Origin of the sequence: Ensifer adhaerens (assembly GCF_000697965.2) — a bacterium.
Classification (GTDB): Bacteria; Pseudomonadota; Alphaproteobacteria; order Rhizobiales; family Rhizobiaceae; genus Ensifer; species Ensifer adhaerens.
Genome location: NZ_CP015880.1, coordinates 3210454 through 3229211, shown reverse-complemented (window position 1 = coordinate 3229211; position 18758 = coordinate 3210454). Strand labels below are relative to the sequence as shown.

The following is an 18758-nucleotide window of genomic DNA, read 5'->3' as shown; positions in this document are numbered from 1 at the left end:
CATGCATCGGCTGGTCCTTGTTTCCATGATCGTCGTCACCGCGGCAACGTCGTTTGCCGCCCCCTCCTTTGCCCAAAGTGCCGGTGGCAAGGGCCGCGGCGGCGGTGGTGGCGGACACGGTTCTTCCGACAGCAGCGACTGGTATGCCGGCATCGGTTCCTTCACCCATGCCAACGACAGCTACAGCCGGCGGCGCCCCAAGGTCATCCTGACGAAGTCGGGCGCCTATTGCGTCGAAAACCGCCGGTGGATCGATGCCTCGGGCAAGGTGCATCTTTCGCCTTACCGCGAGTGCCGCGACCGGATCGATATCGCCGTCGACTGATCGGCGTGCATGCTTCAGACAGGAGGCCGGCGCACAATCACCGGCCTCCTGTCTGTTGATCTGCCACCCGCCGGTGTCTTGCGGGTTGCCGGAAGATCGCTACCGCAATTTAAACTTTCCGAAAGGTCGCGCGCCTAATGTTGTGCTGCCCGTTCCGGGCTTTCTGCAATTTCTGGATATGATGGCGGAGTCCACGCTCGTGAAGGCTATCCTCGGCAAGATCAGGCCATCAAAGAGACTGCTCGTCATTCTCACGGCGGCTTTCGGTGTTTCCGCCGCTTCGGGCGGTGCTGCCGTCTATGTCAGCCGCGATGCGCTCATGGCGGAACTTTCCAAGCCGAAGGTTTCGGGCCTCGAGTGCACGACCATTCGCACGTTGAAGCTCGGCCACAACGGCCAGCGCTGGATCCGCATGCACGTCAAGACCGACCGCGCCGACGGCCAGGCGCGCATGCGCACGGCGTTGCGCGTCGTGGGCGCCCTCGCGAAGGCCGAGCGGGCAGATCTCTATCAGGTCGTCGTGCTCGATTCCGCCGGTCCCGAAAACCGGGCTGACGTGCGCGGTGCGGCGATCGGTGCGGAGGTGCTCTTCGCCCCCGGTCCGCAGAGCGTTCCGGGCATGAGCGAGACGTTTCGGGCGTTCTACAATGACGGCACGGCAAATTCTGTCGGCGTCTTCCATGGCAAGACCGTCGACCTTTCGATGGACGACATCCGCACGATGATGGCGGCCATGGACGACCATTCGCCATGCATCGACCCATCGGCCGCACCGGCCGATGGCGTGAGCGCCGAGGGCGGCGCCGGTGAGCAGGAGGCCAAGCCGGCCGAGACCGCCGAGGCGCCTGCGGGCCACTAGGCCCGGGTTACGTTCGGTAATCCGTTCTTTCTGAGAATTGAAAAAGGCCCGGCGCGTGAGCGGCGGGCCTTCGTGTTCGTGGGTTTTGCGACCTTGATCAGTCAGCCTTCTGCCGGCGGGCCGGGAAGAGGATGACGTCGCGGATCGACGGTGCGTTGGTGAGCAGCATGATCAGGCGGTCGACGCCGATGCCGAGGCCACCGGCCGGCGGCATGCCCTGGTCGATCGCGTCAAGGAACTCGTCGTCGAGCTGCTTGGCCTTTTCGCCGCGGGCGTGGGCCTGTTCCAGCTGCTCGACCATGCGTGCGCGCTGCTCTTCCGGATCGTTAAGTTCGGAGAAGGCGTTGCCCAGTTCCCAGGCGTTGCAATAGGTCTCGAAACGCTCGACGAGGCGCGGTTCGCCCGGCACTTCCTTGGCAAAGGGCGAGATGTCCTTCGGGAAATGCGTGACGTGGGCCGGCTGGATCAGCGTGCCTTCGACCTTCTCTTCGAAGATGAAGGCGAGGCACTCGCCCCAGGTCCAGTCCTTCTCGACCTCAAAGCCGGCAGCCTTGGCGGCAGCGCGGGCTTCTTCGTCGGTCTTCATCGCCAGGAAGTCGATGCCGGTCGCTTCCTTGACAGCGTCGGGCATCGGCACGCGGCGGAACGGACCCTTGAAGGAGATTTCCTTGTCGCCATAGGCAAACTCGGTCGAGCCGTGGATCGCCATGGCAAGCTCACCGAACAGCCGCTCGACGAGGTCCATGATGTCCTCGTAGTCGGCATAGGCCCAGTAGCACTCCATCATGGTGAATTCCGGATTGTGCCGGGTGGAGACGCCTTCGTTGCGGAAGTTGCGGTTGATCTCGAAGACCTTGTCGGTGAGGCCCGAAACCAGCGTGCGCTTCAGGTACAGTTCCGGCGCGATGCGCAGGAACATGTCGAGCTTCAGCGTGTTGTGATGCGTCTTGAACGGCTCGGCGGTGGCGCCGCCGTAGACCGAGTGCAGCATCGGCGTCTCGACTTCCATGAAGCCGTCGTTTTCCATGAAGCGGCGGATGCCCGAGACGATCTTGCTGCGCTGCTGGAAGCGCAGCTTCGATTCCTCGTTGGTCATGATGTCGAGGTGGCGCTTGCGGTAGCGGATCTCGATGTCCGACAGGCCGTGCCACTTTTCGGGCATCGGCAGCAGCGACTTCGTCAGCATGGTGATTGCCTGGGCGTTGATCGTCAACTCACCACGCTTGGTGCGGCGAACGACGCCGGTCACGCCGATGATGTCGCCGATGTCGATCATCGGCAGCAGCGCGCGGGCGTCTTCCGGCGTGGTGTCCTTATGGCTGAAGATCTGGATCTTGCCGGAGGCGTCATGGATGTCCATGAACATGCCGGAGTTGCGCGAGGAATAGACGCGGCCGGCAACGGTCACGACATCCTGGGTCTCGGTGTCCGGCTCCAGGCTCTCGTACTTTGCGGTCAGCTCGGCATTGCTCATCGTCCGGTGGAAATGCGCCGGATAGACGTCGCCGATCTGCTCACGCAAAAGCTTCAGCTTCTGTGCACGCACTTCCGTGGCGTCGGAGGAGAGGCCAGTGGTCTCGGTCTTGTCGTTCATCGTGCTCTCCTTACTTTCCGCTGCCGACCATGGAGGCGACCACCTGGGACGCGACCTTGAGACGCTGGCGGACCACGGCGCGGCCGAGGATTTCCATGCTGTCGAACAGCGGCAGCGAGCGCTGCGAGCCGGATACAGACACGAAGAGCGGCGCCAGGATCACCTTCAGCTTCTTGCCCATGCGCTCGGCGACCGCGCGCAGTTCGGCTTCGATCGATTCCTTGTTCCATTCGAGGATCTTTTCAAGGTCCGGCTGAACGGTGTTGAGGATCTCGAGCAGTTCTTCGGGCGTCGACTTGACGCCGGCGAAGGCTTCGGGCTTGAGGCCGAGGTCGGACTTCAAAAGGAAGCTTGCGAGATCAGGCAGTTCGCCGAGCTTCGAAATGCGCGACTGGCTGAGCTTCAGGCCCTGTTTCAGGCGGTCGTTTTCCATGGCCCAGGCAAGGACGCGGGCGGCGAATTCTTCTTCCGAAAGCTTCTCGCGGATCCAGCGGGCGTTCAGCCAGTCGAGCTTCTGGATGTCGAAGATCGCGCCGGCCTTGGAGAGGTTCTCCGAGTCGAACTTTGCAGCCAGTTCCTCGATCGTCAGCAACTCCTCGCCTTCGGCGATCTGGATGAAGAACAGGCCGAGGAAGTTCATCAGCGCTTCCGGCAGATAGCCAAGCGCCGTGTAGTACGAGATCGACGTCGGGTTCTTGCGCTTCGACAGCTTCGACTTGTCGGCATTGCGCATTAGCGACAGGTGCATGAAGACCGGCGGCTCGAGGCCGAGATAGCGGTAGATCAGGATGTGCTTTGGCACGGAGGCCAGCCACTCCTCGCCGCGGGCGACGTGGGTGATCTTCATCAGGTGGTCGTCGACGACGTTGGCCATGTGGTAGGTCGGCATGCCGTCGGCCTTCAAGAGGACCTGCATGTCGACGGCATCCCACGGAATTTCCACGTCGCCATAGACGCCGTCGGTAAACTTGCACGAGCCCTCGGTCGGGATCTTCATGCGCACGACATGCGGCTCGCCGGCGGCAACGCGCGAGGTCACTTCTTCGGCGGACAGGTGGAGACACAGGCCGTCATACTTCGACGGCTTGCCGGCGGCGCGCTGGCTCTCGCGCATCTGCTCGAGCCGCTCGGGCGTGCAGAAGCAGCGGAAGCCGTGACCATTCTCGACGATCTTCTCGACGTAGGGGCGGTACATGTCCTTGCGGTCGCTCTGGCGGTAGGGACCATAGGGACCACCGACATCAGGACCTTCCGACCATTCGAGCCCGCACCATTTCAGCGCGTCCAGCACCTTCTGTTCGAACTCGGGCGTCGAGCGGGTGGCATCGGTGTCTTCGATGCGCAGGATGAACTCGCCGCCGTGCTTCTTTGCGAAGAGGTAGTTGAACAGAGCGATGTAGGCGGTGCCGACATGCGGCTCGCCGGTGGGGGAGGGTGCGATGCGTACCCGGACTGCTGAATTTGCCATGGTCTTTGCCCGTCTGACGTGCTTTTCGCCCCTTGCCGGAGAAGAAACCGGCCGCCGGGGGCGCGCATTTTATGGGAAGGAAAGGCCCGCAAGGGTGCCGCAACAACGGTATCGGCAGGCTATTCCAATAGGCTCGCGTGAGACCATAGAACGCCGATCATGTCAACGGAAACCCGATCACGCCGGTTTTTGTTGACACTGCCGCCTGCGGGCGTTAATGAACCGAAAGGTTATTTAACTGAAAGGTTTTTTAGAAAATGCCGGAAGATCGCTTGTCGACGACGCTCTCAGCTCTGGCCGATCCAACGCGAAGGGCCATTCTCGCCCGCCTCGCACTTGGAGAGGCCTCGGTCGGCGAGCTGGCGGAGCCCTTCGAAATGAGCCTGCCGGCAGTCTCCAAGCATCTCAAGGTTCTCGAGCGCGCCGGGCTGATCAGCCGTGGCCGCGAAGCGCAGTGGCGACCATGCAAGCTTGAAGCCGCCCCGCTGAAGGACGTCAACAGCTGGCTCGACGGCTATCGTCGCTTCTGGGAGCAGAAGTTCGACCGTCTCGACGCCTATCTGCAGGAACTCCAGCATGTCGACCCCGGTGCCGGCAAGAACTGATCGCCGGCCCGTCTTCCGTCCTTGGCCGTTCTGCGCTAAGCAGGGGACGTCGAAAAAGGCAGGACCGGATATGGTAAGCCCGGTCCCTTCGGTTTTCTAAACGAAGCTCTGCTCGAACGTCCCGTTCGAACCCGCGACGTGGTTCCGATGCAATCGCATCGGTCCGCGGCGGGGTGTATGCAATCGACGCAGTCCGCCGCGTTTCTCGAACACGGAGACTGTAAACATGCGACTGAACCATATCGACCTCTATAGCCCTGTCGTTGCCGAAACGGCGTCCTTCCTCATCGATCATTTCGGCCTGACGCTGGTCGAAAAACGCGGCAAGGATGCCTTTTTCCGCCTGACGGACGGTTCCGGCCTGGTGCTCGTCGTCAGCCCGCCGATCACTGCGCTCGGCGGCGGCGACCAGGTCAGCCTCGGGACCCAGACCTACCACATAGGCTTTTTGCTGCCGGTGCGGGCCGACGTCGACGATGCCTATCAGCGGGTGCTTGGATCCGGCGCCCAGGTGATCCCGCCTGCCGATCGGCACGGCGCCTATGTTTTCTACGTAGTGATACCCGGCAACATTCTGGTCGAGGTCGGCCATCGCCCGGATGTTTGAGCGGCTGAAACCGGATCGGAACGTTTCCTGAGGAGATGCGTTGTCCAACCAGAAGGCGTGGGGACTGGCCCCGGCAAGCTTGGCGGAAAGAGGAAACGACCCCGTTTGTCTTGCCGCCGATGGCTCGCGGTTGACGGCCGGTCAGCCAGCCTCCGCGTCTTCCAGAACTCCCGCAAGCAGAAGGCCCGCATCTTGGATGCGGGCCCTTCTCATGACGGGATTGTTTTCGGCCCGGCGCGTCAGTCGAGCTTTCCGGCCTTCCTCAGGCGCGCATTGCGCGCGACCATGTTGAGGATTTCGACGAGCGCCGAGAAGGCCATGGCGGCGTAGATGTAACCCTTCGGCACATGCAGGCCCATGCCTTCGGCGATCAGTGTCGTGCCGATCATCAGCAGGAAGGCGAGCGCCAGCATGACGATCGTCGGGTTCTTCTCGATGAAGTTGGCGAGCGGGTTGGCTGCAACGAGCATGACCGTGACGGCGGCGATGACGGCGATGACCATGATCGGCAGGTGCGGTGTCATGCCGACGGCGGTGATGATGCTGTCGACGGAGAAGACGAGGTCGAGCAAAAGGATCTGGGCGATCGCGGCGCCGAAGCTGTTGATCGCCGAGGAGGCGATGAAGTCCTCGCCGTGATCGGCCGGATCGACATTGTGGTGGATTTCCTTGGTCGCCTTCCAGACGAGGAACAGGCCGCCGGCAATGAGGATCATGTCCTTCCAGGAGAAGCCGTGGCCGAAGGCCTCGAACACCGGCGTCGTCAGCTTGACGATCCAGGCAACCGTGCCGAGCAGCGCAAGGCGCATGACGAGGGCAAGGGCGATACCGATGCGCCGGGCCTTTTCGCGATGCTCGACAGGCAGCTTGTTGGTGAGGATCGAGATGAAGATCAGGTTGTCGATGCCGAGAACCACCTCCATGACGACCAGGGTGACGAGGGCGACCCAGGCGGCGGGGTCTTGAGCAAGCAACAGGATATCCTGCATCGGCGATCTTTCTCTTTCAGCACTTCATAAGTTCCACAGCGCCGCGCGTCCGATGGACGCGCGGCGCTGTGGGGGATGGCGCGTCGACGCGCAAGAATCGCCGAAAGTATTTAAGAAACATTGCGGAAGAGACAAGCGCCGCTGCCCGATTGCAGCGGCGCTTTACCGTTTACGATTTGACAGGAATCCACATTTCGACCACGCCCATGCCCGAATGCGGGTCAAAGCGCGCATCATAGCGTTCGATGAGGTCGGGCGTTTCTCCATGCTGCAGTCCGGATTCGGGCAGCCATGTGCCGAAGACGTAGTCGGCGGTTTTGGCGATCGCGGAGATGTGCCCGCGATGCAGAAAGACGGCGTAGCGCTGCTTCGGCAGCCGTAGCGTCGAAAAGCCTTCCGCCAGGTCGTCGGCGTCACTGATTTCGGCTGCCGCCATGTAGCGGAAGGTGCCAGCCTCGCCGTTGCTGTCGGTGCACACACCGTAGGCGATGTCGCCTCTCTGTCCGGGTATCGCGCCGAAATGGCGATTGAACCGTTGCCAGAGCGACGGGATGCCTTCGGTGCGGCCGTAGGTGTAGGTTTCCGAAAGGCCCGCCAGAAGCAATGGCGGGCTGTCTTCGAAGCGGGGCGGGTCGATCTTGAGAAGGCGGGTATCGTCCATTCTTAAAGGCTCCATCAGCTCGATGTTTCGAATGTGCCTTTGCTTGCGAACCGTTTCGGGTGTCACGCCGAACTGGTCGCGAAAGGCACGGGTGAAAGCCTCGTGCGAGCTGTAACCCGCATCGAGTGCCACCGAGAGAATGCTGATGGAGCCATCGGCAAGCGCGCTGGCGGCATCGCTGAGACGCCGTCCGCGGATATAGGCGGTGATCGAGCGGCCGGTGACCAGCCCGAAAACGCGCGAAAGATGGAAGCGCGAAAGGCCCGCGGCCCCGGCGATTTCATCCAGCGATATCTCTTTTGCGAAATGGCTCTCGATGAACCAGACCGCCCGTCCGATGGCACTCATCTTCACTCCCCTGGCAACGCCCTTTTGATAGGGGCTCGGCTGAAGGCGCGCTTGATCGAAATTGCTCGATTGAAACGCAGGAGGGCTGAAGGAGGTTCGGCGTCAGTCCGCCTATTTCTTCTTCTTCGGACCGTAGGCGGACATGAAGACGCGGACGGCGGCGGTCACCGTCGCCTCGATCTGTTCTTTCGGCGGTGCCGAACACATGCCGCCGAAAAGCCGGTGCTTGAAGAGGCCGGCTTGGGCCATCTCGATAAACTGGCGGGCGGCCATTTCTGTGTTGTCGATGTCGAGCACGCCGGTCGGGACCTGCCGGTCGAGATAGGCCTTGAGCACAGTGTAGCCGTTCTCCGGTGCTTCGCTGAAGAAGCGCTCGGCCAGATGCGGCATGCGGTCGATCACCCCGATCACCATGCGCATGGAGCGGATCGTCTCTTCCGCCGTCATGCTCGTCGTCAGCGTCACGCCGAAATCGTAGAGTGATTCTTCGACGTCGTCGTGATCGTTGAGCGCGTGCTTGGCGGTCTGGACCACCCGGGTCTTGCCCTTGATGATCAGCGCCTTGAACAAGTCTTCCTTGTTCTCGAAATAGACGTAGAGCGTGCCCTTGGAGACGCCCGCCTCGCGGGTGATGTCGTTCATGCTGGCGGCATCGAAACCTTGGCTCAGGAACGCGCGTCGCGCGCCTTCGAGGATCTGTTCACGCTTGGCTGGATCCTCGCCGGCGGCGTGACGGCCGCCACCCGAACAGAGATCCTCATCCATGCCGGCTGCCGGCTGCATGACGTCCTGGGTTCCGTTCTTTGCCTCGCTCATGATGGTCGCTTGTTTCCGCCCTGCTCATATTAAATTTAAGTCATCGAACCACGCGGTTCGATTTCCTCTTGATATGCGACCAGAAAGGGCCTATGTCAAGTTCCAATCGAACCGAACGGTTCAGTTCGTTCAGCAATCCTTAACCAGGCCGGTGCCCAATGTCCGCATCCAACACGTCCAGCGCTGCCCGCGTCCGTCCCGTCGACGAGACTTTCGAAGTGCAGCAGGAAACCGCGCTTGAGGCGAAGGCGCCCGCTGCGGAGCAGGCGGTCGCGCCGGCTCCGGCAAAGGAAGCCGCCGCGCCGCAGAAGAAGGCGCGCAAGCCCATCCTTCCCGTACTCGGCCTGGCGCTTCTGGCTGCTGGTGCCTGGTATGGCTACGACTGGTGGACCAATGGCCGCTTCATGATCTCGACCGATGACGCCTATATCGAAGGCGACATCGCGACGATTTCGCCGAAGGTTTCCGGTTATGTCGCCAAGGTCGACGCCGTCGCCAACCAGAAGGTGAAGGCCGGCGACCCGCTGGTCACGCTCGATGACGGCGACTACCGCATCGCCGCCGAGCAGGCCGAGGCGAAGATTGCCACCCAGAAGCTTGCGCTCAGCCGCTTCGATGCGCAGATCGCCGGCGCCAAGGCGAGCCTTGCCCAGACCGAAGCGCAGAAGAAGGCTCTCGAAGCGACGGTGCGCGGCGCCGAACTCGCGCAGAAGCGCGCGAGCGACCTCCAGTCCAAGGCCGTTGGCACCGTCGCTTCGCTCGATAACGCCGATGTGGCGCTCGACCAGGCACGGGCAAACCTTGCCGGTGCCGATGCCAACATCGCCGCTGCCAACGCCAGCATCACCGTTCTCGAAGCGCAGCGCACGGAAGCCGAAAGCGAGATCCGTTCGCTGGAGCTTGCGCGCGACAAGGCCAACCGCGACCTCGGCTTCACCGTGCTGAAGGCGCCCTATGACGGCATCGTCGGCAACGTCGCGGTGCAGGTCGGCGACCTCGTGTCGGCCGGCCAGCGGCTTGCCGCCCTGGTTCCGGTCGACCAGCTCTATATCGACGCCAACTTCAAGGAGACCCAGATCGCCCATCTGGTGCCGGGCTCCAAGGTGAAGGTGCATGTCGACGCCTATGAGGATCATGCGATCGAAGGCACTGTCGCCTCGATCTCCCCGGCCTCCGGCTCGGTCTTCTCGCTGCTGCCGGCGGAAAACGCCACCGGCAACTTCACCAAGGTGATCCAGCGCGTGCCGGTGCGCATCACCCTGCCGGCCGACGTGCTGGCTGAAGGTCACCTGCGTGCGGGCTTGAGCGTTGTCGTCGACGTCGACACGCGCACAGCGCCGGATCAGACCAAGGTTGCCGCGACCAAGTAAGCGGACGAAATGCCGGCGCGCCCTTGGGCGCGCCTTTTGTCGAGACCCCGGCGCTACGGAGCGCGGTGAAGTCCGGAACGCCGGCGCGGCGAAACGCGCATGTCCAGAACGCTGGCGCCCAAGCGCGCCCATGCAAGGAGTGGCTGAGATGGCCGCAACGGCAACAGCAGGCTCGGTGGCGGCCGCCGCACCGAAGGTCGAGGAACATATGGACCCGAAGAGGCTGATCGCCTTCTTCGCCATGGTCGTCGGCATGTTCATGGCCATCCTCGACATCCAGATCGTCTCGGCCTCGCTTGCCGAGATCCAGGCCGGCCTTTCGGCCGGTTCCGACGAGATCGGCTGGGTGCAGACCTCCTATCTCATTGCCGAAGTCATCATGATCCCGCTCTCGGGCACGCTGGCGCGCATCGTCTCGACGCGTGTGCTGTTCTCGGTTTCGGCGGCGGGCTTCACCGCGGCAAGCGCGCTTGCCGCGACCGCGACGAACATCGACCAGATGATCGTCTATCGCGCGATCCAGGGCTTCATCGGCGGCGGCATGATCCCGTCGGTCTTTGCGGCCGCCTTCACCATCTTCCCGCCGTCGAAGCGCAACATCGTCTCGCCGATCATCGGCCTGATCGCCACGCTTGCCCCGACCATCGGTCCGACGGTCGGCGGCTATCTTAGCCACGCCTTCTCCTGGCACTGGCTGTTCCTCGTCAACGTCATTCCCGGCATCATCGTTGCGACGCTCACCTGGACCTTCATCGACTTCGACAAGCCGGAGCTTGGCCTGCTCAAGAAGTTCGACTGGTGGGGTCTCGCCTCGATGGCGATCTTCCTCGGCGCGCTCGAATACGTGCTGGAAGAGGGCAACACCAACGACTGGTTCAACGACGAGCACATTGTCATCGGTGCCGTCGCTTCGGCGATTGCCGCCATCGTGTTCTTCTACCGCGCCTTCAAGGTGGAGTTCCCGGTCGTCGACCTCAGGGCCTTTGCCAACCGAAACTTCGCCTTCGGCTCGATGTTCTCCTTCGTCATGGGCATCGGCCTTTATGGTCTCACTTATCTCTATCCGCTCTATCTCGGCCGTATCCGCGGCTACGACTCGCTGATGATCGGCGAGACCATGTTCGTCTCGGGCCTCGCCATGTTCTTCACGGCGCCGGTTGCGGGTATTCTCTCGGGTAAGCTCGATCCGCGCGTGCTGATGACGATCGGCTTCACCAGCTTTGCCAGCGGCACCTGGATCATGGGGCACCTGACGGCCGACTGGGACTTCTACGAGCTGTTCATCCCGCAGATCCTGCGCGGCGTCGGGCTGATGCTGTGCATGGTGCCGATCAACAACATCGCGCTCGGCACCATGCCGCCGGCGCGCATGCGCGGCGCCTCGGGCCTGTTCAACCTGACCCGTAACCTCGGCGGCGCGGTGGGGCTTGCGGTTATCAACACGATCCTGACCCAGCGCCAGGACTTCCACTATGCCCGCCTTGCCGAGCATATCCAGTGGGGTAACCCGGAAGCCATGGAACGCTTCAACAACATGGCCGCCAACTTCAACGCTCATGGTCTCGACGGCACGACGATCGCGATCAAGCAGCTTGCGGGCATGGCGCAGAAGCAGGCGATCATCCTGTCCTTCGGCGACATTTTCATGCTGCTGACGGTGCTGTTCCTGTCGCTGATCCTCGGCGTCATGATGATCAAGAAGCCCGAGGGCGTCGGCCCTAGCGGCGGCGGTCACTAGCTCCCCCTCTTAAGCAGGACGCGACTCTCGGTTTACGCGAGCCGAGCCTTGCGGCACACTTCTGTCCCAAGTGTGAGAGGGGGAGCGGCATGCGGCGATCGGGTTCTGACGGCATATCCAGGCGATCATTCGTTGCGGGCCTTGCCGGTCTCGGGGCAGCGCTTGCTGCCTCCCGAAGCCGCGCCGCAGTCCCGGCCATCGACGCGACATTCCTGTTTTCCAACGATATCCATGCCTGCCTCGTTTCAATCGAAGGGCTTGCTCCCAACTGCGCGGCCGAAGGCAAGACGGACGCAAATCTGCTGCGCCACGTCGCGGCGCTGAATGCCGTGCACGCCATGCGCTGGCCGGAGACGGTTGCCGGCAAGCCGAGCGGGCTTGCAAGCGCCGGGCGAGAGATCGGCAAGCCGCTCGGCCTGGTGCTCGGCGGCGATCTCACCGATGACGGCGGCGGCCAGGTGCGCCAGCCGCGCGAGGGGCGGCAGTTGCAGCAATTTTCAAGTCGCTACCAGGAAGGGGCGGGACCCGACCACGTCCACATGCCCGTCTATGTCGGCCTCGGCAACCACGACCTCGACCAGGATGGGCCCCCGCCGCATGTCGACTGGTATCGCCGCGAACTGCGCGACTATGTTGAGTTCAACCACCGCCAGTCGGTGTTCTACAAGCCTCCGGTGCCGGTCACCAACTACGATCCGCTGTCGGATTGCTATTCCTGGGACTGGGGCGGGCTGCATCTGGTGCAGTTGCAGCGCTTCGGCGGCGACGAGACCAAGGGTGCGGTCAATGCGCTGCCCTGGCTGAAACAGGATCTGGCGTCCTATGCCGCCGACGGCCGGCCGGTGATCCTCTTCCAGCACTACGGCTGGGACGCCTTTTCGACGGAGGTCTGGGATGCGAAGGCCAGGACTTTCGACGACGAAGGCGACGGCGCTCCGCATTGGTGGAGCATCCCTCAGCGCCAGGCGCTGCTCGACACCGTCAAAGGCAGCAACGTCATAGGCCTGTTCCACGGGCATCAGCACGAAACCGCAATGATCTACCGGCAGGGCGGGCTCGATCTCATCAAGCCGAAGGCCGCTTACATGGGCGGCTTTGGCGTCGTGCGCGTTACCGATGGCTTCATGGACGTGGCGCTGGCGGAGGCTGGACAGAGCCATGGCGAGGTTGTCTTTACCGATACCTTCAGCAAGCGCCTTTCCTAGGTCGAAAACTCTATCTGAATCAAATATTTAAGGTGTCGAATCCCCTGTCTCCGGACAGCCGTGCGGCGCTCCGTTTTTCACGTCTTGCGGATTTTTGATTTACGTACATCAGAAATTCCTCTAAAGGCAGAACCCGGAGGAAAACATGCGCCCGACAGTTCACGATATCGCTGCTAGAGCCGGGGTCAGCCTCGCGACCGTCGACCGGGTTCTGAACAACCGGCCGGGCGTGCGTGGTGTCACCCGCGACAAGGTCGAGCGCGCCATCGAAGCGCTCGGCTATGTGCGCGACGTCGCCGCCGCCAACCTCGCCAAGAGCCGGATCTACCCGCTGGTCTTCATCCTGCCGGAGGGCGACAACACCTTCATGCGCGGCCTTGCGGCCGAGGTGGAGGCGGCGAAGGCGCGCTCGGCAGTCGAGCGCACGGCGATCACGGTCTTTTCCGTGCCGGCCTTCGACCCGGAAGCGTTGGCTGCAGCCCTTCATAAAGCGCGGGCGCTTGACCCGGCCGGCGTCGCGGTCGTTGCGATCGATGCGCCCGAGGTCGTCAGTGCGGTAGATGCGCTGCGTGAAGACGGCGTCGCCGTCGTGACGTTGGTTTCCGACCTGCCGGGATCGTCGCGCGATCATTTCGCCGGTGTCGACAACGTTGCCGCCGGCCGGACCGCCGGCACCCTGATGGGACGTTTCCTCGGTGGCCGAAACGGCCCGGTGGCGATCGTAGCCGGCTCGATGCTGGTGCGCGACCATCGCGACCGTCTCGAAGGTTTTGGCGCGGCCATGGCAGAAAGTGCGCCTGGCCGCCGGCTGCTGCCCGTCGTCGAAGGCCATGACGATCCGGCCGAGGTCGATCGCCTCGTCTCCAACCTTCTCGCCGATCAACCGGAGCTTGCCGGCATCTACAGTCTCGGCGCCGGCAATCGTGGCCTGATCGCGGCACTGGAAAAGGCCGGTCGCGAAAAGGCTGTCTGCGCCATCGCCCATGAACTGACGCCGCACAGCCGCGCGGCACTTCTTTCCGGCACGCTCGACGCTCTCCTCAATCAGGACGGCGGCCATGAGGTGCGCAGCGCCATCCGGGTGCTGAAGGCCCGCGCCGACGGCCTTTCGGTGATCGGGGCGCAGGAGCGCATCCGCATCGAAATTTTCCTGAAGGACAACCTGCCGGTCGATCCGGCGTAGCGCTTTGAATTTACGCAGTTCTTTCGAAGAATTGCTCAATGGAGGCAAGCATGTATCTCGGACTGGATCTCGGCACTTCGGGCGTCAAGGCAATGTTGATCGATGGCGGCCAGCGCATCGTCGGTTCGGCCTCCGGCGCGCTCGACGTCTCGCGGCCGCATCCCGGCTGGTCGGAACAGGACCCGGCCGATTGGGTGCGCGCCACCGAAGAGGCAATTGCCGGGCTGAAGGCGGCACACCCGGCGGAGCTTTCGGCGGTGCGCGGTATCGGCCTTTCCGGCCAGATGCACGGTGCGACGCTGCTTGATGCCGACGACCGGGTGCTTCGGCCCTGCATCCTCTGGAACGACACCCGCAGCTTCCGAGAGGCGGCAGCGCTCGATGCGGACCCGCAGTTCCGCGCCATCACCGGCAACATCGTCTTCCCCGGCTTCACCGCACCGAAGCTTGCCTGGGTGCGGGCCAACGAGCCCGACATCTTCGCCAAGGTGCGCTGGGTGCTGCTGCCGAAGGATTATCTGCGCCTGTGGCTGACCGGCGAGCACATGTCGGAAATGTCCGACAGCGCCGGCACTGCCTGGCTCGACACTGGCAAGCGGCAGTGGTCGGAAAGCCTGCTTGCCGCCACCGACATGGACGAAAAGCAGATGCCGAGTCTGGTCGAGGGAACCGATGCGGCCGGGAAGCTGCGTTCGGAACTGGCCGCGCGCTGGGGCATTTCCGGTGACGTCGTGGTTGCCGGCGGTGCAGGCGACAATGCGGCTTCTGCCTGTGGCATGGGCACGGTCGGCGAGGGCAATGCCTTCGTCTCGCTCGGTACCTCGGGTGTTCTCTTCGCGGCGAATGCGAGCTACTTGCCCAACCCGGAAAGCGCCGTGCATGCCTTCTGCCACGCGCTGCCGAATACCTGGCACCAGATGGGCGTGATCCTGTCTGCGACCGATGCGTTGAACTGGTACTCCGGCATCGCCGGCCGCAGTGCTGCCGACCTGAGCGCCGAACTCGGCGATCATCTGAAGGCGCCTTCGGGCGTCACGTTCCTTCCCTATCTGTCGGGCGAGCGCACGCCGCACAATGACGCGGCGATCCGTGGCGCCTTTGTCGGGCTTGGCCATGAGAGCGGCCGGGTGGTGCTGACCCAGGCGGTGATGGAGGGCGTGTCCTTCGCCATTCGCGACAGCCTGGAAGCCTTGCGCGCCGCCGGCACGACGCTTTCTCGGGTGACGGCGATCGGTGGGGGTTCGCGCTCGCGCTACTGGCTCAAATCGATCGCTACGGCGCTCAACCTGCCGGTCGACCTGCCCGCCGACGGCGATTTCGGCGCTGCCTTCGGGGCGGCCCGCCTCGGCCTGATCGCCGCGACCGGTGCCCATCCCGTTGTCACCTGCTACGCCCCACAGACGGCCGAGACCATTGCGCCGGAGGCGTCGCTGGTTTCGGCCTATGAGGCGAGCTACCAGCGCTACCGCCGGCTCTATCCGGCGATCAAGGGCGCCGTGTCGTGATGCGGCGCCCCCTGTCTCGATCCGCCGCCTCGTGCTCAGCGGACCGGAACCTTGTCGAGGAAACCGGTGACCGTCTTCAGCCGACCATTTTCGATCTGGCAGACATCGGTGCCTTCGATGACAGAGGGAACGCCGTCCGGACCGAGTGCCCAGGAAAAGCGGATCGTGTCGGCGTAACCGTCGGCGGCACCCTTCAGCGTGAAGCGGAAGCCGGGGAACTGTCCGTGCACGCCGGCAATGAGCGCATCCATGCCGGCATGGCCGTCGCCCTGCATGATCGGGTCGCGATAGGCGACGTCGGCGGTGAAGGCCTTCTCGATCTGGCCGGCGCGGCTTGCGGCGTCGGTCGTGTTCCAGGCGGCGATGTAGGCTCTGGCGATGGCGTTGAAGTCGTGCATCGAAGTGTTCCTTTCGTTTGGCGTTTCGATGCTTCCGGTATCGCCGGACGAGGGAATGAAACCAATTACCTTCCACGTAATGGCCGCGCCTATCGCATGGGCGACGCCGGCCGACACCACTCTTGAAAGAGGAGCAAGACCCGTGAGCACTGGCTTTTTCGGCGATATCGCCAAGATCAAATATGAAGGACCGGATAGCGCCAACCCGCTCGCCTTCCGCCATTACAACAAGGACGAGGTCGTGCTCGGCAAGCGCATGGAAGATCACCTGCGCTTCGCGGTTGCCTACTGGCACACCTTCGTCTGGCCGGGCGGCGACCCCTTCGGCGGACAGACCTTCGAACGTCCCTGGTTCAAGGACGACATGGCTGCGGCCAAGCTGAAGGCCGACGTCGCCTTCGAATTCTTCGACCTGCTCGGCGTCCCGTTCTATTGCTTCCACGATGCCGACGTGCGCCCGGAAGGCAAAAGCTTCGTCGAGAACACGAAGAACCTCAACGAGATTGTCGACTACTTCGAAAAGAAGCAGGCCGAGACCGGTGTCAACCTGCTGTGGGGCACGGCGAACCTCTTCTCCAACCGGCGCTACATGTCGGGTGCGGCGACCAATCCGGATCCGGACGTCTTCGCGTTCGCAGCCGCGACGGTGAAAACCTGCCTTGACGCCACCAAGCGCCTCGGCGGCCAGAACTACGTACTCTGGGGCGGTCGTGAAGGCTACGAGACGCTGCTCAATACCGACATGAAGCGCGAGCTCGACCAGCTCGGCCGTTTCGTCAACCTCGTCGTCGAGTACAAGCACAAGATCGGCTTCAAGGGCGCGATCCTGATCGAGCCGAAGCCGCAGGAACCGACCAAGCACCAGTACGACTACGACGTCGCGACGGTCTACGGCTTCCTCAAGAACTACGGCCTGGAAAACGAGGTGAAGGTCAACATCGAGCAGGGCCATGCGATCCTCGCCGGCCACTCCTTCGAGCACGAGCTGGCGCTTGCCAACGCGCTCGGCATCTTCGGCTCGATCGACATGAACCGCAACGACTACCAGTCCGGCTGGGATACCGACCAGTTCCCGAACAACGTGCCGGAAATGGCGCTCGCCTATTACCAGGTTCTTGCCGGCGGCGGCTTTGCGACCGGCGGCACGAACTTCGACGCCAAGCTGCGTCGCCAGTCGATCGATCCGGAGGACCTGCTGATCGGCCATATCGGCGGCATGGATTGCTGCGCGCGTGGCCTGAAGGCAGCGGCAAAAATGATCGAGGACAAGGCGCTCTCCGCACCGCTCGAAGGCCGCTATGCCGGCTGGCAGGTGCCGGAAGCCAAGAAGATGCTCGACGGCGGCTTCTCGCTGGAAGAGATCGAGGCCTGGGTGCTGAAGTCGGACCTCAACCCGCAGCCGAAGTCCGGCAAGCAGGAGCTGCTCGAAAACGTCGTCAACCGCTACGTCTGAGCGGAGATGGATATCGAAAGGGCGCCTCGAAAGCGCCCTTTCTCTTCGTCGACGCGCACGGGAGGCGATCGTTGATGTCGCGGATTTCTGCAGCGAGGGCGTGCCGTGGCTGGTCTAATGCCGTGTGCAATGAAATCGATTACAAAACTTTTCGGAATCCGGTCGTGCGCTGTTGCCCCTCGCTGAAAATCTGCTAGCTTCGGCGCCTGCAACGTTTCAGATCCGGCAGTTCTGGGAGAAAACAAAGGCGTGCAATCGCCTTTCATGCCGGCTGTCAGGACAAGGCCAACACCAATTTCGGCCGTTCCATCGGGAGGAAAATCAGCATGAAGACCATCAAGGGGCCAGGGCTCTTTCTTGCGCAATTCGCCGGCGATGCCGCGCCGTTCAATTCCTGGGATGCGATCACCAAATGGGCGGCCGATTGCGGCTACAAGGGCGTGCAGGTGCCGAGCTGGGACGCGCGGCTGATCGATCTGAAAAAGGCGGCGACCTCGAAAGCCTATTGCGACGAGTTCGCCGGCACGGCGCGCGACAATGGCGTCGAGGTAACCGAGCTTTCGACCCATCTGCAGGGTCAGCTCGTCGCCGTGCATCCGGCCTATGATGAAGCCTTCGAGGGGTTTGCAGCACCCGAGGTGCGCGGCAATCCCAAAGCACGCCAGGCCTGGGCGGTGGAACAGGTGAAGCTGGCGCTGACGGCCTCGAAGAACCTCGGCCTCAACGCCATGGCAAGCTTCTCCGGCGCGCTCGCCTGGCCTTTCGTCTATCCCTGGCCGCAGCGGCCGGCCGGTCTCGTCGAGACCGCCTTCGATGAACTGGCGAAGCGCTGGAAGCCGATCCTCGACCATGCCGAGGATTGTGGCGTCGACGTCTGCTACGAGATCCATCCGGGCGAGGATCTGCACGACGGCATCACCTACGAGATGTTCCTGGAGCGCACCGGCAACCATGCCCGCGCCTGCATGCTCTACGACCCTTCGCACTACGTGCTGCAGTGCCTCGACTATCTCGACAATATCGACATCTACAAGGACCGCATCCGCATGTTCCACGTCAAGGACGCGGAGTTCAACCCGACCGGGCGCCAGGGCGTCTACGGCGGCTACCAGGGTTGGGTCAACCGCGCCGGCCGCTTCCGCTCGCCCGGCGACGGCCAGGTGGATTTCGGTGCGGTGTTCTCGAAGATGGCCGCCAACGATTTCGCCGGCTGGGCGGTGGTCGAGTGGGAATGCGCGCTGAAACATCCAGAGGATGGGGCACGCGAGGGTGCCGATTTCGTCAAGCATCACATCATCCGCGTGACCGAGAAGGCGTTCGACGACTTTGCCGGGGCTGGCACGGACGAGGCGGCCAACCGGCGCATGCTGGGGATCTGAGGCAGGTAGGACCTGAGGGTGCGACTGCCCGGTCTCCTCGGGTTAACCCGAGGACTGGCCCTCTTCCCGCAGGCGGGGAGAGGGGACGTGGATTGCCGCTGACCACGGGTTATCGTGGCTGCTGTTGCTGCGGTTTCGCAAGCGGGTGCGGCATGAGCCCTTCTCCCCGCGTGCGGGGAGAAGGTGCCGGCGGGCGAATGAGGGGCATCCCTTGCGCCAGGAAACGAACAAACAACACGGAACGAACAGGGGAGA

At 63.1% G+C, this 18758-nt stretch carries 17 protein-coding genes; 11 read left to right on the top strand and 6 right to left on the bottom strand.

Going from position 1 to position 18758, the window contains the following annotated elements:
* Position 1 precedes the first annotated feature (1 nt).
* Together FA04_RS15795 and FA04_RS15790 are read left to right on the top strand one after the other, a co-directional pair.
* A complete protein-coding gene (locus FA04_RS15795; RefSeq protein WP_034787066.1) occupies positions 2-325 on the top strand; it encodes a hypothetical protein in 324 nt (107 codons plus the stop codon).
* Between the two features lie 199 nt (positions 326-524).
* Positions 525-1184, top strand: a complete 660-nt coding sequence (locus FA04_RS15790; protein WP_034787288.1) for a hypothetical protein — start codon at positions 525-527, stop codon at positions 1182-1184.
* A gap of 97 nt (positions 1185-1281) precedes the next feature.
* Here the strand turns inward: FA04_RS15790 and lysS are convergent, their stop codons facing one another.
* Positions 1282-2778, bottom strand: coding sequence for a lysine--tRNA ligase (gene lysS / locus FA04_RS15785; RefSeq protein ID WP_034787063.1), 1497 nt, complete (start codon positions 2776-2778; stop codon positions 1282-1284).
* A gap of 10 nt (positions 2779-2788) precedes the next feature.
* The gene (gltX, locus tag FA04_RS15780) at positions 2789-4246 is read right to left on the bottom strand and encodes a glutamate--tRNA ligase (RefSeq protein ID WP_034787058.1); all 1458 of its coding nucleotides are present in this window, start codon (positions 4244-4246) and stop codon (positions 2789-2791) included.
* A 257-nt stretch (positions 4247-4503) separates the two neighbouring features.
* Between gltX and FA04_RS15775 the strand changes: the two genes are divergently transcribed.
* Together FA04_RS15775 and FA04_RS15770 are read left to right on the top strand one after the other, a co-directional pair.
* Complete coding sequence (locus FA04_RS15775) at positions 4504-4851, top strand: ArsR/SmtB family transcription factor (protein WP_034787053.1); 348 nt, start codon at positions 4504-4506, stop codon at positions 4849-4851.
* Between the two features lie 226 nt (positions 4852-5077).
* Positions 5078-5458, top strand: coding sequence for a VOC family protein (locus FA04_RS15770; RefSeq protein ID WP_034787050.1), 381 nt, complete (start codon positions 5078-5080; stop codon positions 5456-5458).
* Positions 5459-5697: 239 nt separating this feature from the next.
* On the opposite strand, the gene FA04_RS15765 is transcribed toward FA04_RS15770, so the two are convergent.
* The 3 genes from FA04_RS15765 to FA04_RS15755 all read right to left on the bottom strand — a co-directional run bounded on the left by FA04_RS15765 (position 5698) and on the right by FA04_RS15755 (position 8239).
* Entirely contained in the window at positions 5698-6447 is a 750-nt protein-coding gene (locus FA04_RS15765; protein ID WP_034787044.1) for a TerC family protein, read from the bottom strand.
* 169 nt (positions 6448-6616) lie between these two features.
* On the bottom strand, positions 6617-7456 hold the full coding sequence (locus FA04_RS15760; RefSeq protein WP_034787039.1) for an AraC family transcriptional regulator: 840 nt from the start codon (positions 7454-7456) through the stop codon (positions 6617-6619).
* Between the two features lie 111 nt (positions 7457-7567).
* Positions 7568-8239 (bottom strand): TetR/AcrR family transcriptional regulator, encoded by a 672-nt coding sequence (locus FA04_RS15755; protein ID WP_226020723.1) that lies wholly within the window; start codon positions 8237-8239, stop codon positions 7568-7570.
* A gap of 191 nt (positions 8240-8430) precedes the next feature.
* Between FA04_RS15755 and FA04_RS15750 the strand changes: the two genes are divergently transcribed.
* The 5 genes from FA04_RS15750 (at position 8431) to xylB (ending at position 15273) form a co-directional block, all read left to right on the top strand.
* On the top strand, positions 8431-9642 hold the full coding sequence (locus tag FA04_RS15750; protein ID WP_034787034.1) for an HlyD family secretion protein: 1212 nt from the start codon (positions 8431-8433) through the stop codon (positions 9640-9642).
* Between the two features lie 148 nt (positions 9643-9790).
* Positions 9791-11380, top strand: coding sequence for a DHA2 family efflux MFS transporter permease subunit (locus FA04_RS15745; protein WP_090427252.1), 1590 nt, complete (start codon positions 9791-9793; stop codon positions 11378-11380).
* Positions 11381-11469: 89 nt separating this feature from the next.
* A complete protein-coding gene (locus FA04_RS15740) occupies positions 11470-12585 on the top strand; it encodes a metallophosphoesterase (protein ID WP_034787024.1) in 1116 nt (371 codons plus the stop codon).
* A 145-nt stretch (positions 12586-12730) separates the two neighbouring features.
* The gene (locus FA04_RS15735; protein WP_034787022.1) at positions 12731-13768 is read left to right on the top strand and encodes a LacI family DNA-binding transcriptional regulator; all 1038 of its coding nucleotides are present in this window, start codon (positions 12731-12733) and stop codon (positions 13766-13768) included.
* Positions 13769-13818: 50 nt separating this feature from the next.
* Positions 13819-15273 (top strand): xylulokinase, encoded by a 1455-nt coding sequence (gene xylB / locus FA04_RS15730; protein ID WP_034787284.1) that lies wholly within the window; start codon positions 13819-13821, stop codon positions 15271-15273.
* A gap of 35 nt (positions 15274-15308) precedes the next feature.
* Here the strand turns inward: xylB and FA04_RS15725 are convergent, their stop codons facing one another.
* A complete protein-coding gene (locus tag FA04_RS15725; protein ID WP_034787281.1) occupies positions 15309-15671 on the bottom strand; it encodes a nuclear transport factor 2 family protein in 363 nt (120 codons plus the stop codon).
* A 142-nt stretch (positions 15672-15813) separates the two neighbouring features.
* On the opposite strand from FA04_RS15725, the gene xylA reads away from it, so the two are divergent.
* Together xylA and FA04_RS15715 are read left to right on the top strand one after the other, a co-directional pair.
* Positions 15814-17124: a xylose isomerase gene (gene xylA, locus FA04_RS15720; protein WP_034787018.1), complete on the top strand. Its 1311-nt coding sequence runs from the start codon at positions 15814-15816 to the stop codon at positions 17122-17124.
* Between the two features lie 326 nt (positions 17125-17450).
* Positions 17451-18503 carry a sugar phosphate isomerase/epimerase family protein gene (locus tag FA04_RS15715; protein ID WP_034787015.1) on the top strand — a complete coding sequence of 351 codons (1053 nt, stop codon included), beginning with the start codon at positions 17451-17453 and terminating at the stop codon, positions 18501-18503.
* Positions 18504-18758 lie beyond the last annotated feature (255 nt).

Coding starts and splice junctions, on each gene's coding strand:
- FA04_RS15795 (WP_034787066.1), top strand. CDS start 2: ATGCATCGGCTGGTCCTTGTTTCCATGATCGTCGTCACCGCGGCAACG.
- lysS (WP_034787063.1), bottom strand. CDS start 2,778: ATGAACGACAAGACCGAGACCACTGGCCTCTCCTCCGACGCCACGGAA.
- gltX (WP_034787058.1), bottom strand. CDS start 4,246: ATGGCAAATTCAGCAGTCCGGGTACGCATCGCACCCTCCCCCACCGGC.
- FA04_RS15775 (WP_034787053.1), top strand. CDS start 4,504: ATGCCGGAAGATCGCTTGTCGACGACGCTCTCAGCTCTGGCCGATCCA.
- FA04_RS15770 (WP_034787050.1), top strand. CDS start 5,078: ATGCGACTGAACCATATCGACCTCTATAGCCCTGTCGTTGCCGAAACG.
- FA04_RS15765 (WP_034787044.1), bottom strand. CDS start 6,447: ATGCAGGATATCCTGTTGCTTGCTCAAGACCCCGCCGCCTGGGTCGCC.
- FA04_RS15760 (WP_034787039.1), bottom strand. CDS start 7,456: ATGAGTGCCATCGGACGGGCGGTCTGGTTCATCGAGAGCCATTTCGCA.
- FA04_RS15755 (WP_226020723.1), bottom strand. CDS start 8,239: ATGCAGCCGGCAGCCGGCATGGATGAGGATCTCTGTTCGGGTGGCGGC.
- FA04_RS15750 (WP_034787034.1), top strand. CDS start 8,431: ATGTCCGCATCCAACACGTCCAGCGCTGCCCGCGTCCGTCCCGTCGAC.
- FA04_RS15745 (WP_090427252.1), top strand. CDS start 9,791: ATGGCCGCAACGGCAACAGCAGGCTCGGTGGCGGCCGCCGCACCGAAG.
- FA04_RS15740 (WP_034787024.1), top strand. CDS start 11,470: ATGCGGCGATCGGGTTCTGACGGCATATCCAGGCGATCATTCGTTGCG.
- FA04_RS15735 (WP_034787022.1), top strand. CDS start 12,731: ATGCGCCCGACAGTTCACGATATCGCTGCTAGAGCCGGGGTCAGCCTC.
- xylB (WP_034787284.1), top strand. CDS start 13,819: ATGTATCTCGGACTGGATCTCGGCACTTCGGGCGTCAAGGCAATGTTG.
- FA04_RS15725 (WP_034787281.1), bottom strand. CDS start 15,671: ATGCACGACTTCAACGCCATCGCCAGAGCCTACATCGCCGCCTGGAAC.
- FA04_RS15715 (WP_034787015.1), top strand. CDS start 17,451: ATGAAGACCATCAAGGGGCCAGGGCTCTTTCTTGCGCAATTCGCCGGC.